The sequence below is a fragment of the Burkholderia lata genome, assembly GCF_902499025.1.
In the GTDB taxonomy this organism is placed as follows: domain Bacteria; phylum Pseudomonadota; class Gammaproteobacteria; order Burkholderiales; family Burkholderiaceae; genus Burkholderia; species Burkholderia lata_C.
This window is the reverse complement of the sequence record NZ_CABVPW010000069.1, coordinates 1-23426: the sequence shown is the minus strand read 5'-3', so window position 1 is coordinate 23426 and position 23426 is coordinate 1. Positions and strand designations below refer to the sequence as shown.

Sequence of the window (23426 nt, the reverse complement as noted above, 5' to 3'; positions counted from 1 at the left end):
CATCGGCCGCTCGGGCGGCGCCGGGCGCGCCAGCAGGTCGCGCGCGGCGAGCCGCAGGTTGCCGACGACCGCATCGCCCGACGGCGTCCACGCGGCGACGCCCGGATCGTCGACGAGCTGCACGAGCGTCGCGCCGGGCGGCACGTGCGGGCCGAAGCCCTCGATGTGATAGGTGAACGCGGGCGCACCGAACGCGAACACGAGGTCGTGCCCGTCGAGCCGCGCGACGATCTTCTCGCGGATCGCGGGCAGGAAGCCGGCAAACAGCGGATGATCCTCGGGGAAACTGCAGCGCCCCGACATCGGCGCGACGTACACGCGCGCACGGTGCCGCTCGGCGAGGCGCACGACTTCATCCCACGCACCAGCGCGATCGACGGCCGCACCGACCACGAACGCGGGGCGCCGCGCGGCATCGAGCGTGTCGCCGAGCCGTGCAAGCGCGTCCGGGTCGGGCCGCACGACGCTGCTGACGTCGCGGCGCGGTAGCAGCTCGGCCGGCTGGTCCCAGTCGTCGACCGGGATCGACACGAACACCGGGCCGCGCGGCTCCTGCATCGCGATGCGGTACGCACGTGCGATCGCGGCCGGCACATCCTGCGCACGCGCGGGCTCGATGCTCCATTTCACGTATGGCTTCGGCAGCTCGGCGGCCTGCGTCGCGCCGAGGAACGGATCGAACGGCAGGATCGCGCGCGCCTGCTGGCCCGCGGTGACGATCAGCGGCGTGCGGTTCTTGAAGGCGGTGAAGAGATTGCCCATCGCGTTGCCGACGCCCGCCGCCGAATGCAGGTTGACGACCGCCGCATTGCCGGTGGCCTGCGCATGGCCGTCGGCCATCCCGACCACGACGGCCTCGTGCAAGCCGAGCACGTAGCGGAAATCGTCCGGGAAGTCGCGGAACATCGGCAGCTCGGTCGAGCCGGGATTGCCGAACACGCGGTCGATGCCGAACTGGCGAAGCAGGTCGATCACCGCATCGCGAACGGTGATCGATGCGGCGGAAGGGGGCGGATGGCCGGGCATGCTCGGGTGTCTCCTCGATGGCTTGGCGGTTTCCACAGTATCGAAGCGCAAGCCATTCTCGGATACTGTATTTTTTGCAATAAGCCATACCATTCCGACATGACTTTCGATCTCCGACAATTGCGCGCCTTCACGACGATCGTCGCGTGCGGCAGCCTCGGCCGCGCGGCCGACGCGCTGCACGTGACGCAGCCGGCGCTGAGCCGGATCCTGAAGCGGCTCGAGGAGCAGGTCGGCGCGCCCTTGTTCGAGCGCCATTCGAAGGGCGTGCAGCTCACCGCGTTCGGCGAGGCGCTGCTGCCGCACGCGACGCTGCTGCAGCACGAGGCCGAGCATGCGCGCGAGGAGCTCGACGCGATGCGCGGGTTCGCGAAGGGCACGATCAAGGTCGGCACGGTGGGCAGCATCGCGAGCCTCGTGCTGCCGGTGGCGGTCGGCCGCGTGCTCGACCGCTGGCCGAACCTGCGCGTCGAGATCATCGAAGGCGTGTGGGACCGGCTCGCGGAAGGGCTGAACAAGCACGAGATCGATCTCGCGCTGTCCGCGCACGGGCCCGACACCGACGAGATCGTCGCGATTCCCGAGTGCCGCTGGGAAGATCGCAGCCATATCGTTGCGGCGCCGCACCATCCGCTGCGCGCGCTCGGTCGCGCGCCGACGCTTGCGGACACGCTGCACGCGCGCTGGGCGATTCCGCCGCGCGGCACCGCACCGTTCGACCACATGCGCGCGACCTTCGACGCACACGGGCTCGCACTGCCCGACATCGCGGTCGAGACGCGCTCGGTCACGACGCTGAAAAGCCTCGTCGCGCATGCCGGCTTCCTGAGCTGGATGGCCGAGCCGATGTACGGTGCCGAGCAGCGCGCCGGCACGATCGACACGCTGCCCGTGCGCGAGGTCGTCGCGGTGCGCACGCTCACCGCGTTCCGGCGCCGCCACGGCATCCTGCCCGGGCCGGCCGGCAAGCTGCTCGAGGAACTCGTCCCGTTGACGCGCGAAGGCCGCTGACGACGCTTTCCGCAGCGGCCGCCCGTTCGCGCCCGCCCCGCCCTGCCCATGGGCCGCCGCCGCAGCGCACCATCGAAATGCAGCTTCCCCGCCTTGACTTTCGCTCGCCCGAATACGATCATTCGCTCACACAAAGAGCAAATGATCGTATTCGACAGGACCGTCTGGCACGAACAGGAGACACCGGATGAGCGCATCGCCCTCCGCCCGCACGCCCGTGCTGCTGCACATCGGCGCGGGCTCGTTTCACCGCGCGCACCAGGCGTGGTATCTGCATCGCGTGAACGCGGCCGTCCCGGCCGACGAGCGCTGGTCGCTGACCGTCGGCAACATCCGCGACGACATGCGCGCGACGATGGACGCGCTCGCCGCGCAGCACGGCGCCTACACGCTCGAAACCGTCACGCCGCAAGGCGAGCGCGCGTACGAGACGATCCGTGCGATCACGCGCGTGCTGCCGTGGTCGATTGACCTCGCCGCGCTGATCGACGCCGGCGCCGACCCGGCCTGCCGGATCGTGTCGTTCACCGTCACCGAAGGCGGCTACTACCTCGACGAACACAACCGGCTCGACATCGCGAACGCCGATCTCGCGGCCGACCTGCAGGGCGCGCGCACGACGCTGTATGGTGCGCTCGCCGCACTGCTCGCCGAACGCGTGAAGCGCGGCGCGGGCCCGCTCACGCTGCAGAGCTGCGACAACCTGCGCAACAACGGTGCGCGTTTTCGCGCGGGGATGCGCGAATTCCTCGAGCGGCACGGCCAGGCCGACCTGCTTGCATGGTTCGACGCGAACGTCGCCACGCCGAGCGCGATGGTCGACCGCATCACGCCGCGCCCGACCGCCGACGTGCGCGAGCGCGTGCTGGCCGCCACCGGCATCGACGACGCATGCCCGGTGATGGGCGAATCGTTCATCCAGTGGGTGATCGAGGACCGCTTCGCGGCCGGCCGGCCGAAGTGGGAACTGGCCGGCGCCGAACTCGTCGACGACGTGCACCCGTACGAGGAAGCGAAGATCCGCATCCTCAACGCGACGCACAGCTGCATCGCGTGGGCCGGCACGCTCGCGGGCCACACCTATATCCACGAAGGCACGCACGACGCGGCGATCCGCCGTTTCGCGCACGACTACGTGACGCAGGACGTGATCCCCTGCCTCACGCCGAGCCCGCTCGATCTCGCGCGCTACCGCGACGTCGTGCTCGAACGCTTCGGCAACCCGTACGTGCTCGACACGAACCAGCGCGTCGCGGCCGACGGCTTCTCGAAGATCCCCGGCTTCATCGCGCCGACGCTCGTCGAATCGTTCGCACGCGGCGCGGCGCCGGTCGCCACCGCCGTGCTGCCCGCGCTGTTCCTGCGCTTTCTCGAACGCTGGGCGCGCGGCGCGCTGCCGTACGCGTACCAGGATGGCGTAATGGACGAAAGCGCTGCACGGGCAATCGTCGGCTCCGACGACCCGGTCGTCGCGCTGTGCGCCAACCGGCAGCTGTGGGGCTCGCTCGCCGGCAACGCGGCGCTGTTCGAGGCCATGCGCGGCGGACTCTGGCGTGTCGACACATGGCTCGCGGCACGCTGACGCGCATCCGGGCGAACCTGCCTTGGCACGGGCGCGGCCGCACGGCTAAAGTAGCGACTCCCCACTGACGGAACGGATCGCTCATGTATCTCGGCATCGACCTCGGCACCTCGGAAGTGAAGGTGCTGCTGCTCGCCCCGGACGGCACGGTCGTCGGCACCGCCGGCTCGCCGTTCACCGTGTCGCGGCCGCATCCGCGCTGGGCCGAACAGCATCCGGACGACTGGTGGCAAGGCACGCTCGCCGCGCTCGCGGCGCTGCGCGAACGGCACCGCGAAGCATTCGCGGCCGTGCGCGGCATCGGCCTGTCGGGGCAGATGCACGGCGCCGTGCTGCTCGGCCGCGACGACCGCGTGCTGCGCCCCGCGATCCTGTGGAACGACATGCGCAGCGCCGACGAATGCGCGCTGCTCACCGAACGCGCGCCCGATCTCCACGCACTGGCCGGCAATCTCGCGATGCCGGGCTTCACCGCGCCGAAACTGCTGTGGGTCGCGAAGCACGAACCCGACGTGTTCGCGGCGACCGCCTGCGTGCTGATGCCGAAGGACTACCTGCGGTTCCGGCTGACCGGCGCGAAGGTGTCCGACCCGTCCGACGCGGCCGGCACGCTGTGGCTCGACGTCGCGCGCCGCGACTGGTCCGACGCGCTGCTCGCCGCGTGCGGGATGACACGTGACCAGATGCCCCGCATCGTCGAAGGCAACGCGCCGTCCGGCACGCTGCGCGCGGACATCGCGCGCGAACTCGGGCTGTCGGAGGCCGTCGTGGTGGCGGGCGGCGGCGGCGACAACGCGACGAGCGCGCTCGGCATCGGTGCGATCCACGCGGGCGACGGCTTCGTGTCGCTCGGCACGTCGGGCGTGCTGAGCGTGGTCGGCGATCGCTTCATGCCGAATCCCGCATCGGCCGTGCATGCGTTCTGCCATGCGATTCCCGATCGCTGGCAATTGATGAGCGTCGTGCTGTCGGCTGCGAGCTGCCTGCGCTGGGTCTGCAAGCTGACCGGCACCGACGAGCCCGCGCTGCTCGCCGAAGTCGAGGCACTCGACGCCAACTCACTCACGACGGCTCCGCTGTTCCTGCCCTACCTGTCCGGCGAGCGCACCCCGCACAACGACCCGTACGCGCAGGGCGTGTTCTTCGGGATGACGCATGCGACCGAACGCGCGCACCTCGGTTACGCGGTACTCGAAGGCGTGACGCTCGGCCTCGCCGACGGTCTCGACGCGCTGCATGCGGCCGGCGTCGAAACCGACCAGTTGTCGCTGATCGGCGGCGGCGCGCGCAGCGCGTTCTGGGCGCAACTGATCGCCGACGCGCTGAACGTGCGCACGCGCCAGCACGGCGGCGGCGAAACGGGTGCGGCGCTCGGCGCGGCACGGCTCGGCTGGCTGGCCGTCGGCGGCGATCCGCATGCGGTGCTGGCCAAGCCGCCGGTACGCGCCGAATACACGCCGGATGCGGCGCGCCATGCGCTGCTGCGCGAACGTCTCGATGCGTTCCGCGCGCTGTACCGTCACGTGCAGCCGCTGTACGAGCCGTCGCGCGCACGGCTCGCGTAAGCGCCGCTCGTCACGCGTGGCGGCCATCGGCCGCGTGCGCGACATGCGGTACAGTGGATGCCGTCATGCGGCCCGCCCAGATCCAAACCGAATCGCTATCGTGTCCAAGTCCTCAGAAAAACTCGATCTCGCCACGCGTGCCGCGTGGCTCTACTACGTCGCGGGCGACACGCAGAACGAAATCGCGGAAAAGCTGCAGGTGTCGCGCCCGGTCGCGCAGCGCCTCGTCGCGTTCGCGGTCGAGAAGAACCTGATCCGCGTGCGTGTCGACCACCAGCTCGCCGACTGTCTCGATCTCGGCGCGCAGCTGTCGAAGCGCTACGGCCTCGCGATGTGCGAAGTCGTACCCGTCGACGCCGATGCACCCGACGCGATCGACCGCAAGCTCGCGGTCGCCGGCGCGCAGGTGATGGAGCGCTACCTGAACGAAACCCGGCCGATGGTGATCGCGGTCAGCAGCGGCCGGACGCTGAAGGCCGCGGTCGCGCAGATCGCGCAAATCGACCGCCCGCAGCACCGGCTCGTGTCGATGGTCGGCGCAATCGCGGCCGACGGTTCGTCGAACCGCTACGACGTCGCGCAGTACATCTCCGAAAAAACCGGCAGCAAGCACTTCCTGCTGCCCGCGCCGCTGTTCGCCGACAGCGACGCCGAGCGCGCGCAATGGTGCAATCACCGGCTGTACCGGATCGTCGAGGCGCTGTCGGGCAAGGCCGATGTCGCGTTCGTCGGGATCGGCAACATCGGCCCGCACTGCCCGCTCTACGAAGACGGCTTCATCACCGAACAGGAGCGCGACGAGATGACCGCGCTCGGCGCGGTGGCCGAACTGCTCGGCGTGCCGATCGACGCCCAGGGCACGCAGATCGCCGTGTCGACGAGCGCGCGCGTGACGAGCGTCGCGCTCGCCACGCCGCCGAAGCGCCCGACGATCGCATTTGCCGGCGGCCCGAAGAAACGCGACGCGGTGATCGCCGCATTGCGCGGCGGCTGGCTGTCGGGGCTCGTCACCGACGAAACCTGCGCGCGCGCCGCGCTCGACGCGAAGGCGGCCTGACGCCGAAGCCGCGCACCGCGCGCGGCGCTCGAACGCTCAAGCCGCGTGCGGCGCCGGAAACGCATGCCGGCGCGCACGCCACGCGCAGACCCACGCGGCCGCCAGCAGCGCGACGAGCACCCACGGGATCGCGCCGGCCCCCGTTGCGCCGAGCAGCATCCCGCCCGCGATGCCGCCGCCAGCAATGGCGAGATTCCACACCGTCACGAGCATCGACTGCGCGACATCGGCCGCCTCCCCCGCCGCATTCGCGGCGGCCGTCTGGAACAGCGTCGGCGCGCCGCCGAACGCGAGCCCCCACAGCGCGACGCCCGCATAGACGATCGCCATTCCGGAACCGGCGCCGAGCATCGCCGCCGCGATCGCGAACAGCGCGATGCTGGCGAGCGTCAGGCGTCGCTGCGCGGCGCCGATCCAGGCGCCCGTCAGCGCGATGCCGACCAGCGACGCGACGCCGAACACGAGCAGTACCGCATCGACCTGCGCGCCCATCCGCATGCCCGCGAGAAACGGCGCGACGTACGTGTACAGCATGTTGTGCGCAAGCACGTACGCGAACATCACGGTCAGCACCGGCCGCACGCCGGGCAGCGTCATCACGCCGAGCACCGGCTCGCGCGCACCGGCCTGCTGGCCCGGATAGTCGGGCACGCGCCAGCGGATCCAGCCGATCAGCGCGAGCGCCGCGAGCGTGATGCCCGCAAACGCGACGCGCCATCCGAACGCCGCGCCCAGCGCGGTGCCGGCTGGAATGCCGATCGACATCGCAACCGGCGCACCGAGCATCGCGACCGCGATCGCGCGGCCGCGCAGCGACGCATCGACCATCCGGCTCGCGTAGCCGGCCAGCAACGCCCACAGCAGCCCGGCCGCCATCCCCGCGACGAAACGCGCGGCAAGCGTGAGCGCGTAGTACGGCGACACGGCCGTCAGCGCGTTCGACACGACGAAGCCGGCCAGCGCCGCGAGCAGCAGGCTGCGCCGGCGCATCGCGCGCGTCGCGGCGACGAGCGGAATCGCCGCGACGATCGAGCCGAGCGCATACACGGTCACGAGCTGGCCGATCAGCGCCTCGGTTACACGCAGGTCGGCGCTCATCAGCGGCAGCAGGCCGGCCGGCAGCGCTTCGGTGAGGATCGTGATGAAGCCGGCCGTCGCGAGCGCCAGCAGGTTCGCGACCGGCAGGCGTTCCGCCGCCTGCACCGGCTGGCCGGCAACCCGGCCGTCCATCGACGGGCAGTCGCTCATGACGCGCTCCCGGCATCGACGCGACGGGCGGTGACAGGCAGGAATGACATGGCGTGACCTCGATCAGTGAAGGAACGCCCATCGTAGGGAGCCGGCGCAAGAAGAAAAACCGGGGTAGAGTTCCGGACAATCCGGACGCCAGCGTCCGCAATCGGAAACTCGCATGGAAAATCTCGGCGGCTTTGTCGTGTTCGTCCAGGTCGCGGAAACGCGCAGTTTCGTCGCGGCCGGGCGCGCGCTCGGGCTGTCGGCGTCGGCGATCGGCAAGCGCATCGCGCGGCTCGAAGCACGCTTGAACGTGCGGCTCTTTCACCGCAGCACGCGCAGCATCACGCTGACCGCCGAAGGCACGCGCTTTCTCGAACGATGCCGGCGGGTGCTCGCCGAACTCGACGCGGCCGAGCAGGAACTGACGCACAGCGCCGAAGCGCCGCGCGGGCGCTTGCGCGTGAGCCTGCCGACGATCGGCACGCTGCTGCTGCCGGTGCTCGCCGATTTCATGGCCGCGTATCCGGAGATCGAGCTCGACATCGATTTCAGCGACCGGCTCGTCGACGTCGTCGACGAAGGCTTCGACGCGGTGCTGCGCACCGGCCAGCCGTCGGATTCGCGGCTGTCGTCGCGGCTGCTGGGCCACTTCCGCCAGCACCTCGTCGCGTCGCCCGACTATCTCGACCGGCACGGCGCGCCGCGCACGCCGGCCGATCTCGCGCAGCACCGCTGCCTGCACTACCGTTTCCCGACCAGCGGCAAGCTCGAAACCTGGCCGCTGCGCGTGCCGCGCGCGGGCATGCCGCCCGAGGTGCCGGTCGCGATGGTCAGCAACAGCGCGGAAGCGCGCCTATGCTTCGCGCTGCGCGGGCTCGGCATCGCGTGCCTGCCGATCTTCTTCGTGCGCGACGCACTCGCAGACGGCACGCTGCGCGCGGTACTCGACGAACACGTCGCGAGCTGCACGCCGATCTACGTGCTGTGGCCGTCGGGCCGCCACCCGACGCCGAAGCTGCGCGCGTTCGTCGATTACATGGCCGCGCACCTGCCGCTGTAAGCGCGGCCGGCCGTCATGCGGCCTTCGCGTGCATGCTCAGGCGGCGGAACGCCTGCCCGTGCTCGTCGAACAGGTGGCAGTGCTCGGCTTCCGCGTGCACGTGCAGCGCCTCGCCGGTGCGGTACGTGTCGAGCGGCGGAATCCGTGCGATCAGCCCGTCTGGCGCGACGGCCGACTCCGCATACAGGTACGCGGCATCGCCGAGCGACTCGACGGCCATCGTCTTCGCAGCGACGCCAGTGGCCGCGGCTTCGACTTTCAGGTGCTCGGGCCGCACGCCGACCGTCACCGCCGCACCGCGCTGCAAGCCCGCTGCTTCGACCGCGACACGCTGCGTCTCGCCACTGTCGAACCGCACGAGCACGCCGCCCGCATCGACCGATTCGACGGTGCCCTTCAGGAAGTTCATCTTCGGCGAGCCGATGAAGCCCGCGACGAACTGGTTCGCCGGCGCGTGGTACAGCTCGTTCGGCGTACCGACCTGCTGTACCGCGCCGCCCGACAGCACGACGATCTTGTCGGCGAGCGTCATCGCCTCGACCTGGTCGTGCGTCACGTAGATCATCGTCGTCTTCAGCTCGTCGTGCAGCCGCGCGAACTCCAGCCGCATCTTCACGCGCAGCGCCGCATCGAGGTTCGACAGCGGCTCGTCGAACAGGAATACCTTCGGCTTGCGCGTGATCGCGCGGCCGATCGCGACGCGCTGCCGCTGGCCGCCCGACAGCTGCTTCGGCTTGCGGTCGAGCAGGTGGTCGATGTGCAGGATCTTCGCGGCCTGCTTCACGGCCTGGTCGATCTCCAGCTTCTTCGCGCCCGCGAGCTTCAGACCGAACGCCATGTTGTCGTACAGCGTCATGTGCGGGTACAGCGCATACGACTGGAACACCATCGCGATGCCGCGCTTCGCGCTCGGCACGTCGTTGACCTTCGCGCCGTCGATCAGCAGGTCGCCGCTCGAAATATCCTCGAGGCCCGCGATCATCCTCATCAGCGTGGATTTGCCGCAGCCGCTCGGGCCGACGAACACGACGAATTCGCCGTCGGCGATGTCGAGGTTCACGTTGCGCAGCACTTCGGTGTCGTCGTAGCGCTTCGCGATGTTGCGCAGGAGCACGCTTGCCATGATCTGTCTCCGTTCGTTCGTGATGCGCCGCGTCGAACGCGGCGCGCAATCGTTCGTGGTTGCTAGCTCGGCAGCACCGCGCCGGTCGCCTGCCAGCGCGCGACGTAGCCGGGCAGCTCGTGCATGTCGTCGAATACGTGACGCGCGCCGATCCCGCGCAGCGCGTCGATCTGCGCGGCCGACGCATGCCCGCCGCCGACAAAGCCGAGCACGGTCATGCCGGCCGCGGCGGCCGCGGTGATGCCGGTCGCGCTGTCCTCCACCACGAGGCACTGCGCCGGCGCGACGCCGAGCGTGCGCGCCGCCGCGAGATACACGTCGGGCGCCGGCTTCGGCCGCGCGACGGCGTCCGCGCAGAACAGCCGGTCGCCGAAGAAGCGCGCGAGACCCGTCCGGGTCAGTGCCGCCTCGACGTACGCGCGGTAGCTGTTGCTCGCACAGGCCGTCGTCAGTCGAATCGCGGCCAGCGCCGCATCGATGCCGTCGACCATCGGCGCATTGACGGCCGCCGCCTCGACCGCGGCGCGGATTTCGACGACGTCGTCGTTCGACAGCGTGCGGCCCAGCGCGTCGCCCGCGCCGGCCAGCACGCGCTCGATGCGCAGCCCGAGCAGCGGCATCACGGCCGGCCGCGCATCCACACCCGGCCAGCGGGCATCGAGTTCGCGCACGAGCACGTCGGCCGCCACCGCCTCGCTGTCGATCAACACGCCGTCGCAATCGCAGATCAATACGTTCATCGCGGTCATTTGACGGCTCCGAACGTGAGCCCGCGCACGAGCTGCTTCTGCGACAGCCAGCCGACGATCAGGATCGGCGCGACCGCGAGCAGCGACGCGGCAGACAGCTTCGCCCAGAACAGCCCCTCGGGGCTCGAGTACGACGCGATGAACACGGTCAGCGGCGCCGCGTTCGAGCTCGACAGGTTGATGCTCCAGAACGCCTCGTTCCACGACAGGATCACGAGCAGCAGCGCGGTGGATGCAAGCCCCGGCAGCGCCATCGGCATCAGCAGGTAGACGATCTCCTGCCACGTCGACGCACCGTCGATGCGCCCGGCTTCGAGGATGTCCTTCGGGATCTCGTTGAAGTACGTGAAGGTCATCCACACCGCGATCGGCAGGTTGATCAGCGTGTAGACGATCACGAGGCCCGACACGGTATCGAGCAGCCCCGCGTTCTTCCACAACAGGTAGATCGGCACGAGCACGCCGACCGACGGCATCATCTTGGTCGACAGCATCCACAGCAGCACCTTCTGCGTGCGGTGGTTCGGGAAGAACGCCATCGCGTACGCGGCCGGCACCGCGAACAGCAGCGAGATCACCGTGACGCCCGCCGAGATCAACACCGAATTCCATGCGAACGCGAAGTAGTTGCTGCGCGCGAACACCTCGCGGAAGCTGTCGAGCGTCGGGATGAAGAACAGCGTCGACGCATACGCCTGCTGCTCGGTCTTGAACGCGGTGATCGCCATCCAGAAGATCGGGAAGAACAGCAACAGCGCGATCAGCCACGCGAGCGTGCCGGGCAGCGCGCGCCTCACGAGGTCGAACACGGCCGGCACGCGCCGGCCTTCGAAGGTCAGGTCGCTCATTTCTCGTACTCTCCCTTCAGGTTGCGCGCGAGCATCCGCACGAGGAAGAACGACACGACGTTCGCGACCACCACGGCGATGATGCCGCCGGCGGACGCGAGGCCGACGTCGAACTGCTGCAGGCCGAGCGCGTAGATCAGGTACGACAGGTTGGTCGTCGCGTCGCCGGGGCCGCCGCCGGTCGTCGTGTAGATTTCCGCGAAGATCGACAGCAGGAAGATCGTCTCCATCATCACGACCACCGCGATCGCGCGCTTCAGGTGCGGCAGCGTGATGTAGAAGAACATCGCGATCGGGCCCGCGCCGTCGATGCGCGCGGCTTCCTTCTGCTCCTGGTCGAGCGACTGGATCGCGGTGAACAGGATCAGGAACGCGAACGGCAGCCACTGCCACGCGACGATGATGATCACCGCGGTGAGCGGGTAATCGGCGAACCAGTCGATCGGCGTCATCCCGAGCGCGCGCATCGCGTTCGCGACGAGCCCGTACACTGGGTGCAGGATCATGTTCTTCCAGATCAGCGCGGACACCGTCGGCATCACGAAGAACGGCGCGATCGCGAGCAGGCGTGCCACGCCCTGCCCGTAGAACTTGCGGTCGAACAGCACGGACATCAGCACGCCGCCGACCACGGTGATCGCGAGCACTGCGCCGATCAGCACGAGCGTGTGCCAGATCGCCGGCAGGAACGACGGATCGGTCGCGAGGAAGCGGTAGTTGTCGAGCCCCGCGAAGCCCTTCACGTCCGGGTTCAGCAGGTTGTAGCGCGAAAACGAATACCAGATCGTCATCGCGAGCGGAATCGACATCCACAGCAGCAGCACCGCGACGGACGGCGAGACGAGCCAGCTCGCACCGCCGCGCGCGCGGCGCGGCGCGCCGGGCGGCGACGACGCGTCGCCGACCGACGGCGCGTGAGCGTGGCTCAGGGGAAGACGCAGGTGACGCATGATCGGAGTCCCTCCGGTTGATGCGCGGGCGCGAAGGCCTGCCCGCCTGTCAGCTTCGACGACGCGCACCGTGCGCCATCGCGCACGGTGCGGGCCGCGTTACTTCTTGTAGCCGGCCTGCCGGACCGCGCGGTCGGCAGCCGCCTGCCCGGCGGCAAGCGCCTGGTCGACCGTCATCTGGCCGGCCACCGCACCGGCGATCGACTGGCCGACCACCGTGCCGAACGACTGGAATTCAGGAATCCCGACGTACTGCACGCCCGTGTACGGCACCTTCTTCAACGACGGATCGTTCGGGTCGGCGGTCTCGATCGCCTTCAGCACGAAGTCCGAGAACGGCGCGGCGGCCTTGTACTCGGGGCGCTGATAGGTCGACGTGCGCGTGCCCGGCGGCACCGACGCCCAGCCCTCGTCCTTGCCGACCATCTCGATGTACTGCTTCGACGTCGCCCACGCGATGAACTTGCGCGCGGCGTCCTGCTGCTTCGACGTCTTCGGCACGGCCAGCGCCCATGCCCACAGCCAGTGCGAGCCCTTCGGCGTGGCGGCGACCGGCGCGGCCGCGAAGCCGATCCTGTCGGCCACCTGCGACTGCTGTTTGTTATAGAGCATGCCGGCCGCGACCGTCGCATCGATCCACATCGCGCACTTGCCCGATGCGGTCAGGGTCAGGTTCTCGTTGAAGCCGTTCGAGCTCGCTCCCGGCGGGCCGTCTTTCTTCAGCAGGTTCACGTAGAACGTGATCGCCTTCTTCCATTCCGGCGACGTGAGCTGCGCGTTCCAGTTCTCGTCGAACCAGCGCCCGCCGAACGTGTTCACGACCGTCGACACATACGCCATGTTCTCGCCCCAGCCGGCCTTGCCGCGCAGGCAGATCCCGTAGGTGCCCTTCGCCTTGTCGGTGAGCTTGTCCGCGAATTCGGCGATCTGGTCGTAGGTCGGCTGGTCGGGCATCTTCAGCCCTTTCGCCGCGAACAGGTCCTTGCGGTAGAACGTCATCGAGCTCTCGACGTAGAACGGCAGCGCGTACAGCTGGCCGTTGTACGACAGGCTGTCGCGCGCGGTCTTCACGATGTCGTTCAGGTCGTAGTCGGCGGGCAGGCCCGTCATCGGCGCGAGCCAGCCGCGCTTGCCCCATTGCGGCGTCTCGTAGGTGCCGATCGCCATCACGTCGAACTGGCCGCTGCCGGTCGTGATGTCGGTCGTCGCGCGCTGGCGCAGCACGTTCTCCTCGAGGATCACCCAGTTCAGCTGGATGCCCGGGTTCGCCTTCTCGAAGGCCGGCGACAGCTTCTTCAGCTCGATCATGTCGGGATTGTTCAGCGTCGCGATCGTCAGCGTGCCGGCGGACGCGGCGCACGCCGCCGTCGCGAGCGCGGCTCCGGCGAAGCCGCGTGCGGCGGCGTCGAGCATCTTTCGTTGCATGGCATGTCTCCTGTGTTTGTTCGAAGTGTCGTCGGTACTGCGATTGCTTCGCGGCCCGTCATGCCGGCCGCTGCATTCCGCACGCGCGCGCATAGTGCGCGATCACGTCGCGTATCCGGTGGCGCACCCATGCGCGCGGCTCTTTCGCAAGGCCGCCCGCGCGGCATGCCGCGTACACGTCCGGCAACCACTGCGCGACGAGCGTTTCCGGTACCGGCTGCCGCGCGAGGTTGTCGAACAGTTGCTCGACCGCGGCCGCGACGGCCGGCTGCAGCCAGTAGTAGCGGATCCGGTCGCTGTAGCTGAACTGGCGCGCGAGCCGCTGCTCGGTTTCGTCGCCGCGGTAGTACGGTGCCCAGTGCTCGGGCCGCGCGCGCATCGCGGCGTCGACCACGTCGCGCAACCGCGAGCGCTGCGCGACGTCATCGATCAGCGCGTCCTCGATGAAGGTCAGGGCGAACAGCGCTTCGCGCAACGCGAACGTCAGCGCGGGGCCGACCTTCAGCACCGCGAAGTGGTCGCGTACGAGCGCGGCGAGCGCGCCCTCGGTCTGGTAGTCGGTCGAATGCGCTTCGAACACGAGGCCCGGTGTCTGCAGGATACTCGCGCCGAGCGACGCCGCTTTCGCGCTGTCGTAATCGAGCACGTGGCGATCGTCGAAGTCGACACCCGGCTGCGCGACGATCGCGACGACGCGCGTCCACGCATCGTCGAGCCCGGCAGCCGCGAACGCATGGCGATGCGCATCGAGCGTCGCCGCGATGCTGTCGCTGCGCGTGACCGCGATCTGCGCGATCGCTGCGGTGTCGCCGCTGCCGCTGACTTCGCCGCCAGGCGTCGGCACCTCGGTGCCGATCACGTAGACGGGCGCGATGCCGGCACGTGCTGCCGCGTCTTCCGCCGCGCGGCACAGCTCGGCTGCGCGCGCGGCGATCGTGCGATCGTCGAGCCGCACCGGATCGTCCGCGCAGGCCATGCTCGCATCGAGGTGGATCTTTTCGAAGCCGGCTTCGACGTACGCGGCGACCATCGCCCCCGCCTCGCGCATCGCATCTGCCGCGCGGCGGTGCCGCCACGGGTTCGGCCCGAGATGGTCGCCGCCGAGCACGAGCGCCGACGGCGGCAGCCCGCAACGCTGCGCGATCGCGTCGACGTCGCGCCGGAAATCGGCGGGCGTCATGCCCGTGTAGCCGCCGAGATGGTTCACCTGGTTGCAGGTCGCCTCGATCAACAGCGGCGAACCGTCCGCGCGCGCCGCTTCGCACGCGGCCTCCAGCACCAGCCGGTGCGCGCTGCAGATCGAATAGATGCCGCGCTGCGCATCCGCGCGGTTCGCGTCGAAGATCATCCGCAGCACGGCGTCCGCGTGCGCGGCGCGCGATCGTTCGGCGAAGGTCGTCAGGCCGGACATGCGATACCTCGTTCGGTCAGGAAACGGTCGATTTCGGCCGCGCTGCTGTTACCTTCCATCGGGCCGCGCCGCGTGACCGCGATCGCCCCGGCCGCGTTCGCGCGGCGCAGTGCGGCCTCGATCGGCACGCCCGCGACGAGGCTCGCGACCAGCGTGCCGCCGAAGCAGTCGCCGGCGCCGGTCGGATCGACTTCGTCGACCGGATACGCCGGCGCTTCCGCACGGTTCGCGCGATCGAACGCGACGCTGCCTTGCGCACCGCGTTTCAGCACGACACGCTCGAGCAACGGATGCGTTGCAAGCAGGCCCGCGATTGCGCGCTCGGCCGGCTGCGGCCCGCAGAAGAACGGCAGGTCGGCTTCGCTCGGCAGGAACAGGTGGCACGCGGCGAGCATCGCGTCGAGCGCCGCCCGCATCGGGCGAAAGCTCAGCATTTCGGGCCGCACGTTCGGATCGAACGACACCTTCGCGCCGGCGCGCGCGGCCTCGATCACGCCGCGCTGCACCGCCGCGATCGCCGATTCGCTCGTCAGCGACGAGCCCATCACGTGGAAATAACGGCAGCCGTCGAACATCGCGGTATCGACGTCGGACGCATCGACGCACGCGGCCGCACTGGTGGCCAGCGTGAACACGAAGCTGCGCGAACCGTCTTCGCGGTATGCGACGAACGCGGTGCCGGTCGGGCGCGCAACGCGACGGATGCGCGCGACGTCGACACCATCGCGTTCGAGCCGCGCGACGATCGCATCGCCGAATGCATCGCGGCCGACGCAGCCCGCATACGCGACGCGTGCACCGAGCCGGGCGGCCTGGTCGGCGAAGATCGCCGGCGCGCCGCTCGGGAACGGCCCCTCGAACAGGCCCGGCGTATCGAAACCCTGGCCGCGCTCGGCGGCGACGAATTCGGCGAGCAATTCGCCGGCAACGACGATCTCGGCCATCAGGCGTGCCCTCCTCGTTCGACGGCGGCCGCGACGTGCGGCGAGGCCGCTGCGTCTCGGGCCGGCCGGCAGGTGGCGCGTGCGAGCGGCGCCATGTCAGCTCATCCAGTTGCCGCCGTCGACGTTCAACGTCTGGGCAGTCACGTAGTCGGCGTCGGACGACGCGAGGAACAGCGCGGCGCCGGTCAGGTCGCCCGGCACGCCCATGCGGCCGAGCGGCACGGCTTCGCCGACGAGCCGCTTCTTCTCGCCGAGCGGCCGGTTCTCGTAGCGCGCGAACAGCGCATCGACCTGCTCCCACATCGGCGTGTCGACGACACCCGGCGCGATGCCGTTCACGTTGATCCGGTGCGGCGCGAGCGCGAGCGCGGCCGACTGTGTGTAGCTGATCACCGCGGCCTTGGTCGCGCAGTAGTGCGAAACGAGTGCCTCGCCACGACGCCCGGCCTGCGACGACATGTTGACGATCTTGCCGCCGCGCCCCTGCTCGACCATCCGTTGCGCGACAGCCTGCATCAGGAAGAACAGCCCCTTCACGTTGACAGAGAACAGCCGGTCGAACACGTCCCACGATTCATCGAGGATCGGGCGCATGTCGAACAGCGCCGCGTTGTTGAACAGGATGTCGACGCCGCCGAAGCGCTCGACGGTCGTGGTGACGATCCGCTCGATGTCGTCGCGGCGCGTGACGTCCGCGGTCACGGCCACCGCGCGGCCGGGGTTCGCCTCGATGAGCCGCGCGAGCGAGCCGCCTGCCGGCTTCAGGTCGACGAGCACGCAGCGTGCGCCCTCGTCCAGATAGCGTTGCGCGACCGCCTCGCCGATGCCGCTTGCGGCGCCCGTCAGGATCGCGACCTTGTCTTCCAGTCTCACTGGCTGTCTCCGGTTCGTTCTGCTTTACGACGGCTGCGAGGTGAGCGAACGCTCGCCAACCGATCAATTGCTCTGTTAGTGATCGAATGATCGGATACGCGATTCGTGCTGTCAAGGCGACGTGACGGCTTTCTATGACGCGCTGCGGCACAACGGCGCAGCGTGACGACCCGCCGCGCACGCCCGGCAAGGCGCAGCGCGCACGGTGCGGCGCGGTCGGATCGGCGATGAAGGGGACGGAGCGAGGACGGAAAGGGGATTTCGCGCTGCACGGCGCGGCGATACGTTATATCATCGCCGTACTTTGTTTCATCGCCCTGCTTCACGCCATGGCTACCTCATCGTCCATTGACGCCCGGCTGTCCCGGGCCGACGCATTCGCCGCCGAGCACGGGCTCGCGTGGACGCCGCTGCGCCGTCAGGTCTACGAGCGCGTGCTGGCCGCGCAGCGCCCGATCGGCGCGTACGACCTGCTCGCCGAACTCGAGCCGCAGCGCGGCCGCGTGCCGCCCACGACCGTCTACCGCGCGCTGGATTTCCTCGTCGAGCACGGCTTCATCCACCGGATCGAATCGAAGAACGCGTTCTTCGCGTGCTGCGAGATCGGCGTGCCGCACGAAGGCCAGTTCCTGATCTGCGATTCGTGCGGCGACACCGTCGAGATTCCCGGCGGCGACCTCGCGAAGCAATTGTCCGCGAGCGAGCCCGCGCACGGTTTCGAAGTCCACCACCAGGTCGTCGAGCTGAGCGGCCTGTGCGGGCACTGCAAGCACAAGCCCGTGCAACGCTGACGCGTATCGCGCGGCGCACGCGCCGCCCCTTCCAACGAGGAGTTCCATGTCCATTGCCCTGAAGCGCGCGCCGCGGCGTGCCCTGTCGCCTGTCCGCTGGCTCGCCGCTGCCGTTGCCGCCCTGTCGCTCGCGGCGCCCGCGCTCGCGCAGGCCGCGACCGTCAACGTCGTGGCCGCCGAGAATTTCTACGGCGATGTCGCGTCGCAGATCGGCGGCAGCCATGTCGCGGTGACGAGCATCCTCAGCAATCCGGACCAGGATCCGCACCTGTTCGAAGCGAGCCCGAAAACGGCCCGCGCGCTCCAGCACGCGCAGGTCGTGATCTACAACGGCGCCAACTACGATCCGTGGATGAGCAAGCTGCTCGGCGCGTCGAAGCAGGCGAAGCGCGCGACGATCGTCGTCGCCGATCTCGTCGGCAAGAAAGCCGGCGACAACCCGCACCTGTGGTACGACCCGGCGACGATGCCGGCCGCCGCGCGCGCGATCGCGACCGAACTCGGCCGAGCCGACCCGGCGAACAAGGCCGAATACGACGCGAACCTGCAGAAGTTCATCGCAACGCTTAAGCCCGTCGACGACAAGGTCGCCGCGCTGCGCACGCAGTACAAGGGCCTGCCGGTCACGGCTACCGAGCCCGTGTTCGGCTACATGTCCGACGCGATCGGCCTCGACATGCGCAACCAGCGCTTCCAGCTCGCGACGATGAACGACACCGAAGCCAGCGCACAGGACGTCGCTGCATTCGAGAACGACCTGCGCAAGAAGCAGGTCCGCGTGCTGATCTACAACAGCCAGGCTGAAGAACCGATGACCAAGCGCATGCTGAAGATCGCGCGCGACGGCGGCGTGCCGACCGTCAGCGTCACCGAGACGCAGCCGGCCGGCAAGACCTTCCAGCAATGGATGGCCGGCCAGCTCGACGCGCTGTCGGCCGCGCTGGCAGCCGGCAAGAAATAAACCACCGTAACGACATGACCGCCACTCCTCACGCACTCGCCGTCGATCGCGTCACGCTCGAACTGGGCGGACGCACGATCCTGCGCGACGTCAGCTTCTCGATCGAACCCGGCGAATTCGTCGGCGTGCTCGGGCCGAACGGCGCGGGCAAGACGACGCTGATGCGCGCAGTGCTCGGCCTCGTGCCCGTGTCGGCCGGCACGCTGTCCGTCGGCGGCGTGCCGGTCGTGCGCGGCAATCCGTCGATCGGCTACATGCCGCAGATCAGGAGCGGCCTCGCGAACCGCCGGATGCGCGGCTACGACTTCGTCGCGATGGCCGCCGACGGCCACCGCTGGGGGCTGCCGCACACGAACGCGACGACGCGCCGCGACGTCGACCGCGTGCTCGATCTCGTCGGCGGCCCGACGCTCGCGCGCCGGCCGCTGTCGGAACTGTCCGGCGGCGAGCGGCAGCGCCTGCTGCTCGCGCAGTGCCTGCTCGGCAGCCCGAAGCTGCTGCTGCTCGACGAGCCGCTGATCAGCCTCGACCCGAACCACCAGCGCGGCGTCGTCGAGCTCGTGCGCAACGTGCAGCGCGAGCTCGGCATCACCGTGCTGTTCTCCGCGCACGAACTGAATCCGCTGCTGAACGCACTCGACCGCGTGCTGTATCTCGGCAACGGCGTCGCGGCGCTCGGCACCGTCGACGAGGTGATCACGAAGCCCGTCCTGTCACGGCTCTACGGTTCGCCGATCGACGTGATGCGCGTGAACGGCAAGATCTTCGTGATGTCGGGCGACGTCGAGATCGAGAAGCACGATCACGAACACGAGGACGACGACGGCCACTCGCACGGCGGTGGCGGCGGCCACGGCCATCACCACCACGGACACGCTCATCCCGGGCATTCGCACGATGTTTGAATACGACTTCATGATCAACGCCTTCGCGGCGTCGGGGATCGTCGCGGTGCTCGCAGGCATCGTCGGCTATTTCCTGGTGCTGCGCGGGCAGACCTTCGCCGGCCACGCACTGTCGCACGTCGGCTTCACCGGCGCGACGGGCGCGGTGCTGCTCGGCATCTCGCCGATCTGGGGGATGGTCGGCTTCACGCTCGCGGCCGGGATCGGGATGGGCGCGCTCGGCGAGAAGCTCGCGGGCCGCGACGTCGCGATCGGCGTGATCCTGTCCGGTGCGCTCGGCTTCGGCCTGCTGTTCCTGCATTTCTATACGTCGTTCGCGACGCAGGTCACCGCGCTGCTGTTCGGCAACGTGCTCGCGGTGAGCCACGACACGCTCGCGGTGCTCGCCGGCATCGGCGCGGTCAGCCTGCTCGCGCTCGCGCTGATCGCACGGCCGCTGCTGTTCGCGTCGCTGCAGCCCGAACTCGCCGAAGCCAAGGGCGTGTCGCTGCGCACGGTGTCGATGCTGTTCCTCGCGGTGTGCGCGCTCGCGGTGGCCGCGGCGACGCAGATCGTCGGCGTGCTGCTGGTGTTCACGCTGCTGGTCGGGCCGGCTGCCGCCGCGCAGAACGTGACGACGCGGCTGTCGACCGGCGTGCTGCTCGCCGCGCTGTTCGCGCTGTTCGAAGCGTGGCTCGGCATCGTGCTCGCGTATCACACCGACTGGCCGACGAGCTTCTGGATCACCGCGCTGTCGGCACTCGTGTACGGCGCAAGCCTGTTGCGGCGCGACTGAGCGCCGCTTGTCGGAAATAAAAACGCCGGCGTGCCCGAGGGCAGCGCCGGCGTTTTTTTCATGTGCCCGCGATCGTGCGGCGCGCAGTGTTCCGCCGTGTGCGTTAGCTGCTTCCCTTCCCGCTCAGCGTGCGAGCACGCGCGCATGATGCGCGATGTGATCGGCGATGAACGTCGAGATGAAGTAGTACCCGTGGTCGTAGCCTTCATGACGACGCAGCGTCAGCGGCTGGCCGGCCTTCTCGCACGCGGCTTCGAACACGTCGGGGTTCAGCTGGTTCGCGAGGAACTGATCGGCGAGGCCCTGATCGACGAGGATGCCGTCCGCGAACTTCGGCGCATCGGCGCGCGCGACGAGTTCGCTCGCGTCGTGTGCCTTCCACGCTTCGCGATCGGCGCCCAGATAACCCGAGAACGCCTTCTCGCCCCACGGGCAGCGCGTCGGCGCGGCGATCGGCGCGAACGCCGACACCGACCGGTACAGGCCCGGATGGCGCAGCGCGAGCGTCAGCGCGCCGTGCCCGCCCATCGAGTGGCCGAAGATCCCGAGCCGCGCACCGTCGATCGGCAGTTCGGCCGCCACGAGCTCGCGCAACTCGCCCGTCACGTACGACTCCATCCGGTAATGCGCGGACCACGGCGCTTCGGTCGCATCGACGTAGAAGCCCGCGCCGACGCCGAAGTCCCATGCATCGGTCTCGCCCGGCACGCCCGCGCCGCGCGGGCTCGTATCGGGCATCACGAGCGCGATGCCGTGCTGCGCCGCGTATTGCTGCGCGCCGGCCTTGATCGCGAACGTCTCGTCGGTGCACGTGAGCCCCGCGAGATAGAACAGCGCCGGCACGCGGCCATGCGCGGCCTGCGGCGGCAGGTACACCGAGAACTTCATCGGCAGGCCGATGGCCGCCGATTCGTGACGGTAGAAACGCTGCTCGCCGCCGTGGCACGCATGCGAGGAAACGAGTTCGAGCATCGCGGTGCGCTCCCGGTCAGTACAGCACGACCGAGCGGATCGACTCGCCGGCCTTCATCAGGTCGAAGCCTTCGTTGATCCGCTCGAGCGGCAGCGTGTGCGTGATCAGGTCGTCGATGTTGATCTTGCCTTCCATGTACCAGTCGACGATCTTCGGCACGTCGGTGCGGCCGCGCGCGCCGCCGAACGCCGAACCCTTCCACTCGCGGCCCGTCACCAGTTGGAACGGACGCGTGCTGATTTCCTCGCCGGCTGCCGCCACGCCGATGATGAACGACTGGCCCCAGCCCTTGTGCGTGCACTCGAGCGCCTGGCGCATCAGCTTCACGTTGCCCACGCACTCGAACGAGTAATCCGCGCCGCCGTCGGTCAGCTGCACGATGTGGTCGACCACGTTCTCGACTTCGTTCGGGTTGATGAAGTGCGTCATCCCGAACTTCTTCGCGAGCTCGACGCGCTTCGGGTTGATGTCGACGCCGATGATCTTGTCCGCGCCGACCATCTTCGCGCCCTGGATCACGTTCAGGCCGATGCCGCCGAGGCCGAACACGACGACGTTCGCGCCGGCCTCGACCTTCGCCGAGTACACGACAGCGCCGACGCCCGTCGTCACGCCGCAACCGATGTAGCAGATCTTGTCGAACGGCGCGTCCTCGCGCACCTTCGCGACCGCGATCTCCGGCACGACGATGTAGTTCGAGAACGTCGACGTGCCCATGTAGTGGAACAGCGGCTTGCCGTCGAGCGAGAAGCGCGACGTCGCGTCCGGCATCAGGCCCTTGCCCTGCGTCGCGCGGATCTTCTGGCACAGGTTGGTCTTGCGCGACAGGCAGAACTTGCACTCGCGGCATTCGGGCGTGTAGAGCGGAATCACGTGGTCGCCCTTGCGCAGGGTGCCGACGCCGGGGCCGACGTCCACCACGACGCCCGCGCCTTCATGGCCGAGGATCGCCGGGAAGATCCCTTCCGGATCGGCGCCCGACAGTGTGTAGTAGTCGGTGTGACAGATGCCCGTCGCCTTCACCTCGATCAGCACTTCGCCGGCGCGCGGCCCTTCCAGATCGACTTCCTCGATCGTCAGCGGCGCGCCCGCCTTCCATGCAATCGCTGCTTTCGTCTTCATCGTGTGACTCCTGTCTGTGTGTGAGGTCGGCCCGGGTCGGCGCGTCAGCGCTCATGTCGCCCGGCGTGGGTGCGCGAACGCTGACGCCGGTCCCATGCTTCGCACCGGGTTCCATGCAAAGCTGTCGAAGCCGTGCCGCGCGGCATCGCGCACGGCACGGCGAAAGAATCTCGTGCTCGCCATGATGGCCGGTCCGGCTGCGCATCGCGTGCGGGAAACGGTCGCCGGCTTGCCACGATGCGTCATCGCTGGCGCAAAACAACAAGTGTTCGAGTTTAAACGCCCGTCGTGAACCATGCATCCGTTCGCGCATACAGATCGATGAAGCGCGCGTGGCGCGCGGCCAGCAGTCGATCGTCGCGCGGCGCGGCAACCGGCGACGCGGCCGGCGCCAGCGCGTGCAGCGCGTCTTCCCGCCAGTGCCCGACCGCGACGCCCGCGAGCAGCGCGGCGCCGCGTGTCGCGGCGTTCGGGCAGTCGATCGCGTGGAGCGACGCGCCCAGCGCATCGGCCAGCAACTGGCGCCAGCGCGGATCGACCGAGCCGCCGCCCGCGAGACGCAGCATCGCGACCGGGTCGGCGCGATCGGCGTCGCGGATCGCATCGAGCCCGGCGCGCAACGCGAACGCGACGCCTTCGAAGGCGGCGCGCATCATTGCGCCGCGCGTGTCGCCGAGCCCGAGGCCGAGCCAGCCGCCGCGCGCATCGGGGTTCATCCACGGCGAACGCTCGCCCGTCAGGTACGGCAGGAAGCACAGGCGTTCCGACGCAGCGTGGGCGAACGCATCGTCATACGCATCGGTCCACGTCGCGTAGCCGAGCCAGCCGCGCACGGCTTCGAGCGCGAGGCCGACGTTCTGCATCGCGGCCATCGTGTAATACCCGCCGCCGGCCGCCGCGCGATAGCGATGCAGCCCGCGTCGCGCGGGCGGCAGCGCATCCGCGAGCACGACGATCTGGCCGCCGCTGCCCGTCGTCAGCAGCGCGTCGCCGGCGGTGGCGAGCCCGCTGCCGAGCGCCGCGCATGCGGTGTCGGCCG

General features: G+C 69.3%; 22 protein-coding genes. 9 read left to right on the top strand and 13 right to left on the bottom strand.

What is annotated here, in order from left to right; all coding sequences use genetic code 11:
• Nucleotides 1–1026: benzoylformate decarboxylase (mdlC, locus tag BDI24065_RS39235; RefSeq protein WP_175035706.1), on the bottom strand; the 1026-nt coding region annotated here is incomplete at its 3' end.
• A gap of 99 nt (nucleotides 1027–1125) precedes the next feature.
• Between mdlC and BDI24065_RS39230 the strand changes: the two genes are divergently transcribed.
• From BDI24065_RS39230 to BDI24065_RS39215, 4 genes are all read left to right on the top strand, one after another.
• Nucleotides 1126–2037 carry a LysR family transcriptional regulator gene (locus tag BDI24065_RS39230; RefSeq protein ID WP_175035705.1) on the top strand — a complete coding sequence of 304 codons (912 nt, stop codon included), beginning with the start codon at nucleotides 1126–1128 and terminating at the stop codon, nucleotides 2035–2037.
• A gap of 187 nt (nucleotides 2038–2224) precedes the next feature.
• Entirely contained in the window at nucleotides 2225–3619 is a 1395-nt protein-coding gene (gene dalD / locus BDI24065_RS39225) for a D-arabinitol 4-dehydrogenase (RefSeq protein ID WP_175035704.1), read from the top strand.
• A gap of 83 nt (nucleotides 3620–3702) precedes the next feature.
• Nucleotides 3703–5184: a xylulokinase gene (gene xylB / locus BDI24065_RS39220; RefSeq protein WP_175035703.1), complete on the top strand. Its 1482-nt coding sequence runs from the start codon at nucleotides 3703–3705 to the stop codon at nucleotides 5182–5184.
• 43 nt (nucleotides 5185–5227) lie between these two features.
• A complete protein-coding gene (locus BDI24065_RS39215; protein WP_122946145.1) occupies nucleotides 5228–6241 on the top strand; it encodes a sugar-binding transcriptional regulator in 1014 nt (337 codons plus the stop codon).
• Nucleotides 6242–6277: 36 nt separating this feature from the next.
• Here BDI24065_RS39215 and BDI24065_RS39210 read toward each other — a convergent pair whose 3' ends face one another.
• Nucleotides 6278–7489: an MFS transporter gene (locus BDI24065_RS39210; protein ID WP_175035702.1), complete on the bottom strand. Its 1212-nt coding sequence runs from the start codon at nucleotides 7487–7489 to the stop codon at nucleotides 6278–6280.
• Nucleotides 7490–7652: 163 nt separating this feature from the next.
• Here BDI24065_RS39210 and BDI24065_RS39205 point away from each other — a divergent pair, with 163 nt between their 5' ends.
• A complete protein-coding gene (locus BDI24065_RS39205) occupies nucleotides 7653–8537 on the top strand; it encodes a LysR family transcriptional regulator (RefSeq protein WP_175035701.1) in 885 nt (294 codons plus the stop codon).
• A 13-nt stretch (nucleotides 8538–8550) separates the two neighbouring features.
• Here BDI24065_RS39205 and BDI24065_RS39200 read toward each other — a convergent pair whose 3' ends face one another.
• From BDI24065_RS39200 to BDI24065_RS39165, 8 genes are all read right to left on the bottom strand, one after another.
• Nucleotides 8551–9660, bottom strand: coding sequence for an ABC transporter ATP-binding protein (locus BDI24065_RS39200; RefSeq protein ID WP_175035700.1), 1110 nt, complete (start codon nucleotides 9658–9660; stop codon nucleotides 8551–8553).
• A gap of 62 nt (nucleotides 9661–9722) precedes the next feature.
• Nucleotides 9723–10409, bottom strand: a complete 687-nt coding sequence (locus BDI24065_RS39195; protein WP_175035699.1) for an HAD family hydrolase — start codon at nucleotides 10407–10409, stop codon at nucleotides 9723–9725.
• A complete protein-coding gene (locus BDI24065_RS39190; RefSeq protein ID WP_011353034.1) occupies nucleotides 10406–11257 on the bottom strand; it encodes a carbohydrate ABC transporter permease in 852 nt (283 codons plus the stop codon). The genes BDI24065_RS39195 and BDI24065_RS39190 overlap by 4 nt, the downstream gene beginning before the upstream one ends.
• Nucleotides 11254–12207 (bottom strand): carbohydrate ABC transporter permease, encoded by a 954-nt coding sequence (locus BDI24065_RS39185; protein WP_174986513.1) that lies wholly within the window; start codon nucleotides 12205–12207, stop codon nucleotides 11254–11256. Before BDI24065_RS39185 ends, BDI24065_RS39190 begins: the two co-directional genes overlap by 4 nt.
• Before the next feature lie 99 nt (nucleotides 12208–12306).
• Nucleotides 12307–13632: an ABC transporter substrate-binding protein gene (locus BDI24065_RS39180; RefSeq protein WP_175035698.1), complete on the bottom strand. Its 1326-nt coding sequence runs from the start codon at nucleotides 13630–13632 to the stop codon at nucleotides 12307–12309.
• A 58-nt stretch (nucleotides 13633–13690) separates the two neighbouring features.
• A complete protein-coding gene (locus tag BDI24065_RS39175) occupies nucleotides 13691–15043 on the bottom strand; it encodes a D-tagatose-bisphosphate aldolase, class II, non-catalytic subunit (RefSeq protein WP_175035697.1) in 1353 nt (450 codons plus the stop codon).
• Nucleotides 15031–15987 carry a sugar kinase gene (locus tag BDI24065_RS39170; RefSeq protein ID WP_175035696.1) on the bottom strand — a complete coding sequence of 319 codons (957 nt, stop codon included), beginning with the start codon at nucleotides 15985–15987 and terminating at the stop codon, nucleotides 15031–15033. The genes BDI24065_RS39175 and BDI24065_RS39170 overlap by 13 nt, the downstream gene beginning before the upstream one ends.
• Nucleotides 15988–16083: 96 nt before the next feature.
• Entirely contained in the window at nucleotides 16084–16860 is a 777-nt protein-coding gene (locus BDI24065_RS39165) for an L-iditol 2-dehydrogenase (RefSeq protein ID WP_175035695.1), read from the bottom strand.
• A 329-nt stretch (nucleotides 16861–17189) separates the two neighbouring features.
• On the opposite strand from BDI24065_RS39165, the gene BDI24065_RS39160 reads away from it, so the two are divergent.
• From BDI24065_RS39160 to BDI24065_RS39145, 4 genes are read left to right on the top strand one after another with little or no spacing between them, the layout of a single operon-like run.
• Nucleotides 17190–17651 carry a Fur family transcriptional regulator gene (locus BDI24065_RS39160; RefSeq protein ID WP_011353040.1) on the top strand — a complete coding sequence of 154 codons (462 nt, stop codon included), beginning with the start codon at nucleotides 17190–17192 and terminating at the stop codon, nucleotides 17649–17651.
• Between the two features lie 46 nt (nucleotides 17652–17697).
• On the top strand, nucleotides 17698–18612 hold the full coding sequence (locus BDI24065_RS39155) for a metal ABC transporter solute-binding protein, Zn/Mn family (protein ID WP_175035694.1): 915 nt from the start codon (nucleotides 17698–17700) through the stop codon (nucleotides 18610–18612).
• Nucleotides 18613–18626: 14 nt separating this feature from the next.
• Nucleotides 18627–19517: an ABC transporter ATP-binding protein gene (locus tag BDI24065_RS39150; RefSeq protein ID WP_175035693.1), complete on the top strand. Its 891-nt coding sequence runs from the start codon at nucleotides 18627–18629 to the stop codon at nucleotides 19515–19517.
• The gene (locus tag BDI24065_RS39145; RefSeq protein ID WP_175035692.1) at nucleotides 19510–20292 is read left to right on the top strand and encodes a metal ABC transporter permease; all 783 of its coding nucleotides are present in this window, start codon (nucleotides 19510–19512) and stop codon (nucleotides 20290–20292) included. Before BDI24065_RS39150 ends, BDI24065_RS39145 begins: the two co-directional genes overlap by 8 nt.
• A gap of 123 nt (nucleotides 20293–20415) precedes the next feature.
• Here BDI24065_RS39145 and fghA read toward each other — a convergent pair whose 3' ends face one another.
• The 3 genes from fghA to BDI24065_RS39130 form a co-directional block, all read right to left on the bottom strand.
• Nucleotides 20416–21264, bottom strand: coding sequence for an S-formylglutathione hydrolase (gene fghA / locus BDI24065_RS39140; protein ID WP_175035691.1), 849 nt, complete (start codon nucleotides 21262–21264; stop codon nucleotides 20416–20418).
• Nucleotides 21265–21280: 16 nt separating this feature from the next.
• Nucleotides 21281–22387 carry an S-(hydroxymethyl)glutathione dehydrogenase/class III alcohol dehydrogenase gene (locus tag BDI24065_RS39135; RefSeq protein ID WP_011353045.1) on the bottom strand — a complete coding sequence of 369 codons (1107 nt, stop codon included), beginning with the start codon at nucleotides 22385–22387 and terminating at the stop codon, nucleotides 21281–21283.
• 275 nt (nucleotides 22388–22662) lie between these two features.
• On the bottom strand, nucleotides 22663–23426 hold a 764-nt coding region (locus BDI24065_RS39130; protein WP_254609949.1), incomplete at its 5' end, for an FGGY-family carbohydrate kinase.